At 63.2% G+C, this 9,982-nt stretch carries 6 protein-coding genes and 1 pseudogene; all 7 read right to left on the reverse strand.

The window, feature by feature from the left end; genetic code table 11:
* Positions 1-885 (reverse strand): hypothetical protein (locus VGE27_RS00450; protein WP_331047657.1); only part of this gene is annotated, 885 nt, incomplete at its 3' end.
* A gap of 121 nt (positions 886-1,006) precedes the next feature.
* Positions 1,007-3,079, reverse strand: coding sequence for a S9 family peptidase (locus VGE27_RS00455; protein WP_331047658.1), 2,073 nt, complete (start codon positions 3,077-3,079; stop codon positions 1,007-1,009).
* A gap of 33 nt (positions 3,080-3,112) precedes the next feature.
* Positions 3,113-3,718, reverse strand: a complete 606-nt coding sequence (locus VGE27_RS00460) for a C40 family peptidase (RefSeq protein ID WP_331047659.1) — start codon at positions 3,716-3,718, stop codon at positions 3,113-3,115.
* Between the two features lie 175 nt (positions 3,719-3,893).
* Entirely contained in the window at positions 3,894-5,333 is a 1,440-nt protein-coding gene (locus VGE27_RS00465) for an efflux transporter outer membrane subunit (protein WP_331047660.1), read from the reverse strand.
* A gap of 6 nt (positions 5,334-5,339) precedes the next feature.
* On the reverse strand, positions 5,340-8,489 hold the full coding sequence (locus tag VGE27_RS00470; RefSeq protein WP_331047661.1) for an efflux RND transporter permease subunit: 3,150 nt from the start codon (positions 8,487-8,489) through the stop codon (positions 5,340-5,342).
* A 5-nt stretch (positions 8,490-8,494) separates the two neighbouring features.
* Positions 8,495-9,571, reverse strand: a complete 1,077-nt coding sequence (locus tag VGE27_RS00475; protein ID WP_331047662.1) for an efflux RND transporter periplasmic adaptor subunit — start codon at positions 9,569-9,571, stop codon at positions 8,495-8,497.
* 164 nt (positions 9,572-9,735) lie between these two features.
* Positions 9,736-9,982: pseudogene (locus VGE27_RS00480) on the reverse strand (7-carboxy-7-deazaguanine synthase); the annotation flags it as partial.

Raw genomic sequence — 9,982 nt, forward strand, 5'->3', positions numbered from 1 at the left:
GCTCTCACCGCGGAACGAGCCATCCTTTTCCTTCTTCGCCACTTCGATCAGGCCCACGTCGTGGCGCGACACGATGCGATACGGCCGGTCGCTGCGCGGCAGCGGAATCGTCAGCACATCACGACGATCGGCGCGCGTGAAACGCGACTCATCGAGCGTGCGGGCGGGGACCAGCGTCTTGCCCAGCTTGACAATGAGCAGGCCGCGTGAGCCGCCCTCCTCGGTCACGACACCATCCGCCATGAGCTGGCGGCGGGAACCGATCGTGTAGAACACACGATTCTCGCGCACGTCCATCGCCTTCACCGTATCGGTGAGGACGGCCTTCTCGGCGGTGAGCGTTTCGTTGGCCGTACGCAGCTGGCGGATCTCTTCCTGGAAGGCTGAGATCTCCTGATCGCGCTGCGACAGCCGGGTGTTCAGGTCGGCGAGCAACGTGGCGGCAGCCGTGGAATCGGCCTGCATGCGCTTGAGCTCCGCGAGCTGTTTGGCAACTTCCGACTGGCGTGCGGCCAGGCGCTGCCGCATCTGCTTCAGGCGATCGAGAATGTCCTTCTGGGCCGCAGCGGCTTCCGTCTTGCCCGACTCGTCGCTGGTGTTGACACCGACCTTGGACGAGAGGCCACGCACCTGCCGGAGCTCGGCGTCCACCTGATCGGCGAAACGGGAGGCTTCGACCACCTGGGCGAGGGCGCGGTCCTTGTCGGCACTGGAGCCCTGGACGAGCCCCTGCAGTGAATCGCGTTCGGCGCTGGCCGAAGCCAGCGCCGCGGCGAGGGAATCTGCGCGGGCACGGGAAGCCGTATCCGTGCAGGCGGAGACCGCAAACGCGGCCAGCAGCAGGGAGGCGGCTGCGGCGCTGTGGCGGATCTGTGAAAGGGACATGGAATCGCGGGTGAGTGGAAACAGGAACGTGCGGCAGGAACGTACCGGTCTCAGGCGTCGGGTGAAAGTATCGCGGATCACAAACCGAACGGCCTTTGGTGACCTGCCGCACGACCCGCGTCTACTGCTCCTGCGTCACCTTGTTGGCCTCCGGCGGCCGCTGATACTTGTCGAACCAACTGCGCAGGTAGAGCTGGGTGCGCAGGAAGTTGGACGGCGTGGAACTGGTGCCATGCCATTCGTTGTTGAAGCGAATCATGGCGGTCGGCACTTTGCGGATCTTGAGCGCCTCGTAGTACTCCTCCGTCTGCGCCATGGGCGTGCGCAGATCGTTGACGCCGGTCATGAGCATGGTGGGCGTCTTCACGTTGCCCACGTACATCAGCGGCGATCGCCGCAGGTGCTCACTGGGATCGTCCCATGGATACTTCGCAAAGTTGTAGTACCAGTTGGATCCGTCCGTCGTTCCGACGAAGCTCACCCAATTGGTCACGGGGCAGTTCGCACTGGCCGCGGCGAAGCGATTGGTGTGGCCCACGATCCAGCTCGTGAGCACACCGCCGCCCGAGCACCCGAACACGTACAGCCGGTTCGTGTCGATGTACCCGCGACCAATGACCGTGTCCACACCGGCCATGAGGTCATCGTAGTCCTTGCCCGGGTAAGCGTTCTTGATGGCGTTGCCGAACGCACTGCCGTAGCCCGTGGAGCCCCGCGGGTTCGTATAGAGCAGCACGTAGCCGTGGGCCACATGGTCCTGCCGCGAGAAGTTGAAGGCCACGTTGTACATGCTGTGCGGGCCGCCATGGATCTCGAGCATCAGCGGATACTTCTTGGCGGGATCGAAGTCGGCCGGCTTCACGATCCAGCCCTGGATGCGCATGCCGTCGGCTGACTTGTACCACACCTCTTCGGTGGTCGCGAGCTTCTTGCCGGCCAGCACATCGGCGTTCACGTCGGTGAGCTGCTTCATGGTCGGCGTGCGCACGTCGAACGCCACAATGTCGGCGGGCTTCATGGACGTGCTGTTCACACCCACTGCCAGGAACGACTTGCCGATGTCGCTCACGGTGAGCGTCTGCGCGCCCTTGGTCACCTGCTTCACATCGCCCTTGAGCGAGACGTGATACAGGTTGCGTGACCCTTCGTTCTCCACGTTGAAGTACACGCCCAGTCCATCGGGTGACCACATCATGCCACTCGGAGAGCGGTCGAGCTTCTCGGTCAGCACCCGAACGTTGCCACCGTTGGCGTCCATGACATACATGGCCGCGTCCTTCCATGTGGCATCGGTGCTGTCGTAGCCCGTGTACGCGATGTACTTGCCATCGGGGCTCGGCACCGGATTGTTGTCGGGGCCTTTGCGTGAGGTGAGTGCGGTGATCGCACCGCTCGCGATGTCCACCTTGTAGATGTCGCTCTCGCGCCAGGCGTATTCGCTGTCTGCCGTGCGCAACGACGTGAAGAGCAGCGACTTGCCATCGGGCATCCAGGTCGTGCCGTTCGAGGCCCAGTCGCCGGTGGTGATCTGACGCGGCGTGCCACCATCGGCCGGTACCGTGAACAGCTGGCGCAGACCGTTCTCGAGGAAACCCTGACGGTCGGCGCGGTACTTCACCTTGGTGACCACACGCGGCGGCTCGGTCCACTTGGCGCCCTTAGGGGCCGCCGGCATGGCAATGCGCCATTCGTCGTTCTGCCGTACCAGCATGCCGAAGGCGAGCGTGGTGCCGTCCGGGCTCCACTCCACTTCACCAGGCGATTCCGTGAGACGGGTGATCTGTGTGGCCGCACCCTCGGCGTCCATGTACCGCACCCAGATCTGCTGACCACTGGGCTCGCCATTGGCGATGTACGCGATACGGGAGCCATCGGGGCTCCACTTCGCGTTCGAGCCCTTCACGAGTACCCGGTTCTTGGTGCCGTCGGCATTCATGATCCACACCGACGACTCGCGTCGATCATTGAGCTGATCGGTCCACGTACGGGTGTAGAGGATCTGTTTGCCGTCGGGTGAGAGGGCAGGGGCCGCGACGTCTTCCCAGTTGAAGTAATCGGCGATGGTGAGCCGATCCTTCGGTGGTGTTGCGGATTGAGCGCTCGCCAGAGCAGGGAGGGCGAGGGTCGGTGCCAGCAGGGCAGCGACGAGCAGCGCGCGGGGGGAGGATGCGCTGCGAGCGGGGCGGAGCAGCATGAAGTCTCCTGAAGGGGGTGGAACCCCTTGAGGTTACTTCAGGGAATCAGCGAAGGCGAGAATGGAATCGCTGAAGATCTTGGTGCCACCGTCGACATACCGACGGACGCCCTGCCACTGACGGATGAGCGACGAGCGCTGGTTGAGGCTGGTCTCGATGACGCGGCGCTTGGACGTGGAGGCGTGGATCATCTTGCCATTGCCCACGTAGATGCCGACGTGCGAGATGCGCTTGCCACGACCAAAGGTGAGCACGTCACCCGGCTGCAGGGCGGCCACATCCTTGGGGACTTCGGTGCCGATCTTCGACTGGCTCTGCGCTGTGCGCGGCAGGACCATATCGATCGCGCCCATCACGTAGCGCACGAGGCCACTGCAGTCGAAGCCGACGCCCGGCTTGGAAGCGCCGAGCTTGTATTTCGTGCCCACCGAACCACGGGCCTTCTCGACGATGCTCTCACGAAGCCGCTCGGCGGACGCACTGAACGTGGCGAACGGCTTGCGCGATTCGAGCGTGGCCGTGGGATCGGTCTTGGCGGCTCCGGTGGTGCCATTCAACTCCTGCGACTGCATCGGCGACGCGCCGGCCACGAGGGCCACGGTCAGGGCGATGTAGAGGGGGCGGGAGCGAAGAAGCACGAGGCGGAAGCGGAGCGCGAGGCCGGGCTGAAGGGTGGCGTCTGTGACAGACTGAAGGCTGAGAAGGTAGCCCGCGGATCGACGCGCCACCAGACCGCGGGGTCACACTGCGGGAAACATTCGGTCCGGAGCGGGATTCCCGCCCCGGTTGCACCGCTTTCGCCCCCTTCCGCCCCTATTTCCAGCCTCCGCCAAGCGCCCGATAGAGATTGGTGGTCGTCTCCTGCTGTCGGAGTCGCATTTCCACCAATTCCAGCTTCACGTCCAGCGCCTCCCGCTGGGCGGTGAGCACTTCCAGGTAGTTGGCCCGCGCGGCGTTGAACAGGTCACCCGAGATCTCAATGGCGCGGTCCATGGCTTCGGACTGCCCAGCCTTGAACGAGTACATGCGCTGCAGGTTGTCGATCGCCGAAACCAAGGTGGACACCTCCGTCACGCCGCCCAGCACCACCCGACGGTAGTCGTACAGCGCCTTCTGCTGCGCCGCGCTCGCCCGCGCGAATTCCGCCTTGATGGAGGTGCGGTTGAGCAGTGGCGCCATGGCGTCCCCCGCCACCGACCATGCCATCGACTCCGGTGTCGTGAACAGGTACTTGAACGAGAACGCCCGAAGGCCCAGGCCGGCCGAGAGGTTGAGTTCAGGGAAGAACTCGGCGCGCGCCGCCTTCACGTCGAAGCGCGCGGCCTGCAACTGGAACTCGGCGGCCCGGATGTCCGGCCGATTCTCGATCAACTGGGCCGGAAGACCGGTGTCCAACGCTCGAAGTGTCGACGGCGCCGATGCCGTCGAGCGGGAAACGGCCTGCGGATAGCGACCCGCCATAAGGTTCAACCGATTCTCGGCTTCGCGAATCTGCTGGCGCAGTTCGAACTCGAGGCTTTGTGAGTTGAGCAGCAAGGCCTGAAACTGTTGCACCGCCAGCTCACTCACGGCCGCCGCTTCACGTTGCGCGCGCACGACGTCCAGCGCATTGCGCTGCAGGCCTATGGCCTGTTGCACGATGGCCAACTTGGCATCGAGTGCAGTGAGTTCGTAGTACGTGTTGGCGATCTCCGTGATCAGGCTGGTCATCACATAGCGACTGCCTTCCACGGTGGCCAGATACCGCGTGAGCGCGGCGCCCTTCTGGCTGCGGATGCGCCCCCGGATATCAGCTTCCCATGACGCGGTGAAACCCAGCCCGATGTCTCCCAATGGCTCTGGGACTTCCTTGCCTTCGGTGATGTCGGTGGAAGCATTGCCGGCGCCTTCTGCCGTGTATCGCGCACTCTTGTCCATCCCCAGCGTGGCGCCGGCCCGGACCTGGGGCGCGAGTCGGCCGCGTATGGCGCGCACTTCGTTGCGCGCCATTTCGACCTCCTGCAACGTCGACAGCATCTCCGGATTGTTCGCGACGGCGGTCTCGATCAGCGAACGCAGTGTGGAGTCTTCGAAAAATGTCCGCCAGTTCACGGTCGCCGTGTTGGTGGTATCCGCGCGGCGCGCGCTGTCAGCTGAGCCGGCAAACGACGCAGGCACGGGAGGACGCGCCGGTGAAGCCGGCATGGACGGGGCTATGCACCCGGACACACCGGCCACCATCACCAGCAGCGAAAGTCGGGAAAGTGATGACATGGGTGGTCAGAGCTCCGTCAACGGCGATTCTTCTTCGTTCGCAATGAACGGATGGCGTTCCGACGTCTTCGCAAAGGCGTAGTAGAGACCCGGAATGAGGATGACGCCGAGCACGGTGCCGAGCAGCATACCGCCGAATGCGGCAGTACCGATCGTCCGGTTGCCGATCTTGCCGGGCCCGGTCGCGAACATGAGGGGGATGAGGCCGGCGATGAACGCGAACGACGTCATCAGGATGGGGCGGAATCGCGCCTTGGCCCCTTCGATGGTGGCGTCGATGGCCGTGGCGCCCTGACTGTGCTTCTGCGATGCGAACTCCACGATCAGCACCGCATTCTTGCCCAACAGGCCGATGAGCATCACCATCGCGATCTGCGCGTAGATGTTGTTCTCGAGTCCCGTGATGAACAGCAGCAGGAACGCGCCGAACACGCCGGCCGGCAACGACAACACCACGGCCAGCGGCAGAATGAAGCTCTCGTACTGGGCCGACAGAATCAGGTACACGAACACCAGCGACACGATGAAGATGTAGATCGCCTGGTTGCCCTGGCGCACTTCGTCGAGCGAGATGCCGGCCCAGTCGATGGCGTATCCACGGGGGAGCACTTTCGCCGCCGTTTCGGTGACGATGCGAATGACTTCACCGCTGCTGTGGCCCGGTGACGCCGATCCGCTGATCTCCGAGGCGTTGGACATGTTGTGCCTCGTGATCTCGGAAAGACCGTACACCTTCTCCATGCGCATAAAGGCCGAGTAGGGCACCATCTCGTCGCGGTCGTTCTTCACGAACAGCTTGAGGACATCCTCCGGTTGCGCGCGATACTCCGGCGCCGCCTGCACGATGACCTTGTACTGCCGGTCGAACTTGATGAAGCTGATCTCGTAGTTCGATCCCAGCAGCGTGGAGAGTGTATTGAGGGCGTTGTCGATGTTCACGCCCTTCTGCTGGGCCAGTTCGTTGTCCAGGCGCAGCATGTACTGCGGGAAACTGGCACTGTAGAAGCTGAACACCGACGTCATTTCCTTTCGCTTCGACAGCTCGGCCACGAAGTCGTTGCTGATCGTCTCCATGCGCTTGTAGTCGCCCGAGCCGGCCTTGTCGAGCAGACGCAGCTCGAAGCCACCAGCGGCGCCATAACCCGGCAGGGCCGGCGGCAGGAAGAACTCGATGTTGGCGCCGGTGATGTCCTTGGTCTTCTCCTCAAGCTCGGCAATGATTTCCTGCGCCGAGTGCTTGCGCTCACTCCAGTCCTTCAGGTTGATGAGGCAGGTGCCCGTGTTGGCAGCGGTGCCTTCGGTGAGGATTTCGTAACCGGCCAGTGCGGACACCGACTGCACGCCTTCCACTTCTTCCGACACTTTCTGCAGGCGCGATACGATCTCGTTGGTGCGCTCGAGGGTGGAGCCCGGCGGGGTCTGTACGATGGCGTAGAACATCCCCTGGTCTTCGTTGGGGATGAAGCCACTCTGCACGGACTTGCCGGCGAGCCAGGTACCCGCGCACAGCAGCGCCAGCACGCCGAATGTGATCAGCCGCCGCGAGGCGATGCCCGAGAGCAACTTCACGTAACCATCGGTGGTGCGGCCGAACGCCCGGTTGAACGCGTCGAGAAAGCGGCCCACGGGAGAGCGTCGCTTGCCGTGGGTGTGTGGCTTGAGCAGCATCGCGCACAGTGCCGGCGTGAGCGTCAGCGCCACGAAGCCGGAGAGCACAATGGCCGTAGCCATCGTGATGGAGAACTGGCGGTAGAAAATGCCGACAGGCCCTGAGAGGAAACCCACGGGAATGAACACCGCAGCCATGACGAACGTGATGGCAATGACCGCACCCGCGATCTGGCTGACCGCCTTGCGTGTGGCGGCCAGAGGATCGAGCCCCTCTTCCTCCATGATGGCATGCACCGCCTCGATCACCACGATGGCGTTGTCCACCACGATACCGATGGCCAGCACCAACGCGAACAGCGTGATCAGGTTGAGCGTGATGCCGAAGTACTGCATGAACGCGAACGTGCCGATGAGCGACACGGGGACGGCCACGGCGGGGATGAGCGTGGAGCGCCAGTCGCCCAGGAAGACGAACACCACGATACCCACGAGGATGAACGCCTCGATCAGCGTGTGCAGCACCTTCTCCATGGAGGCATCGAGGAACGACGAGACGTCATAGCTGATCTCGTAGTGCATGCCCTTGGGGAACGTGGACTTGCTGATCTCCGCCAGCTTGGCCTTCACATCCTTGATGACCTGACTCGCATTGCTGCCGTACGACTGCTTGAGCACGATGGCGGCTGAGGGCTTGCCGTCGAGCGTGGAGTAGATGTCGTACATCGAGCTGCCGAATTCCACATCGGCAATGTCCTTGAGGTGCAGAATCTCCCCGTTGGAACTGGCCCGGATGACGACGTTTTCGTACTCCTCCTTGGTGGTGAAGCGGCCCGGGTACTTGAGCACGTACTCGAAGGCCTGTGAGCGCTTGCCCGAGCTTTCGCCCGCCTTGCCCGGCGAAGCTTCGAGACTCTGTGCGCTGAGCGCCTCCATCACCTCTTCCGGCGACACCTTGAATGCGGTGAGGCGATCGGGCTTGAGCCAGATGCGCATGGCGTATTCACGGTTGCCAAGGATGTCGGCAAAACCCACGCCGTCGACGCGCTTGAGCTCCGAGATCAGGCTGATGTCGGCGAAGTTGAACAGGAACTTCTGGTCTGCCTGCGGATCGTCGCTATACAGGTTCACGTAGAGGAGCATGTTGGGCTCCTCACGCGTGATCTTCACGCCTTCGCGGACCACGATGGGCGGCAGCTTGTTCACCACCGACGCCACGCGGTTCTGAATGGCCAGCGTGGCCTGATTGGGGTCCGTGCCCAGGTTGAACACGGCCTGAATGTTCGCTTCGCCGTCGTTGCCGGCGTCGGACGTGATGTACTTGAGCCCCGGCGCGCCGTTGATGGCGCGCTCGAGTGGGATCACCACCGCCTTGATGAGCAGCTCGTTGTTCGCGCCCGGATAGGCGGCCAGAATGGTGACCTTGGGCGGCGAGATGTTCGGGTACTGTGTGACCGGCAACTGCGACAGCGCGAGCCCACCGACAAACAGGATGAGCAGCGACAGGACGATGGAGAGGACCGGTCGCTGAATGAACTTGTTCAGCATGCGGGCTATTCCGCCTTGAGGCGGAGCGACGCCAACACCTGACGTGCGTCCTTCATCTCGAATTTGATCACGTCATCATCCCGCACCTTCTGCACGCCTTCGAGCAGGATCTTGTCGGTCACCTCGAGGCCGCTGCCCACCACGAACAGATCCGGCATGCGCCCGGCGACCGTGATGAGGCGCGCGTGCACCTTGTTGGCCTCGTCGATCACGAACACGTACGTCTTGTCCTGGATCTCGTACGTCGCCTTCTGTGGGATCACCATGACGTGCGTGTACGGCACCGTCATCAGCACCTTGCCGGTCTCGCCGTTGCGCAGCAGGCCATCGGGATTGGGGAAGATCGCGCGGAAGGCGATGTTGCCCGTCTCATGATCGAACTCACCTTCGATCGTTTCGACTTCACCCTTTTGCGCGAACCGCGTGTTGTTGGCCAGCAGCAGCGTGACCTTCTGCCCCTTGGGCGCCTTCGTGCGGTAGTCGAGATATTCCGGCTCCGACACGTTGTAGTAGGCGAACACACGACGATTGTCGGAGAGCGTGCTCAGGAGCTCGCCCTCCTCGATGAGACTGCCGAGCTTCTTGGGGATCCGATCGAGCACCCCGTCGAACGGCGCGCGAATCTCGGTGAACGACAGGTGCAGTTTTGCTTGCGCCGCCGTCGCCTTGGCGGCATCGAGCTTGGCCTGGGCCATCGCCTGCTCGTTCTTGGAGACGATGCGCTTGGCCACCAAGGACTGCGTGTTCTCCAGCTCGATCTCTGCCATCCGAACTTCGGCTTCGGCCTTCTGCAGCTCTGCCTCGTACACCTTGGGCATGATGCGAAAGAGCAGTTGCCCGGCCTTCACCGTGCGCCCCTCGTCCACCGGCATCTCTTCGAGGAACCCCTTCTCCTGCGCCCGGATTTCGATGTTCCGGAAGGACCGGACCTGTGCGACGTACGGCTTTTCGTACGACGTGTCGATCACGAGTGGCTGGATGGCCAGAAACCGCGCGGCTTCTTCCTCCTTGGGATGTTCGCTCTTGCAGGCTTGCAGCATTGCCAGGGCAGAGAGCCCGGCCATCAGCTTCTTCACAGTCATGTCGGGTGGTCGAGGGATGAAGCCGGAAGATGCGAGTCAATGCTGACGCCCCGATAACAGCCGGTTGCCCACGCGATAGCCGGAAACGACAACGCCGGTCACCCCTGGGAGCGACCGGCGTTGAACAGCGGTGATGCGGTGCGTGATCGTGCTGCAGCGATCCGTCAGCGAATGCCGATCACCTTGTGCGTCTGCACCGACAGGCGCCATTGCGGGTGCGCGAGACAGTAGGCGAGCGCCGCGCGTGTGTTCTCGGCGGCATTCGGACCGTCCATTGGCTGCAGCAGAAAGTGCGTGAACGCGAACGACTCGAAGCGCTCCGGGCGCGCTTGCTCCTGTGGAAAGACCAGCTTGAGCTCATCGCCACGCGTCAGCACCACGGGGGCGTCGGCCTTGGGGCTCACACAGATC

Source organism: Gemmatimonas sp. (genome assembly GCF_036405635.1).
GTDB lineage: Bacteria > Gemmatimonadota > Gemmatimonadetes > Gemmatimonadales > Gemmatimonadaceae > Gemmatimonas.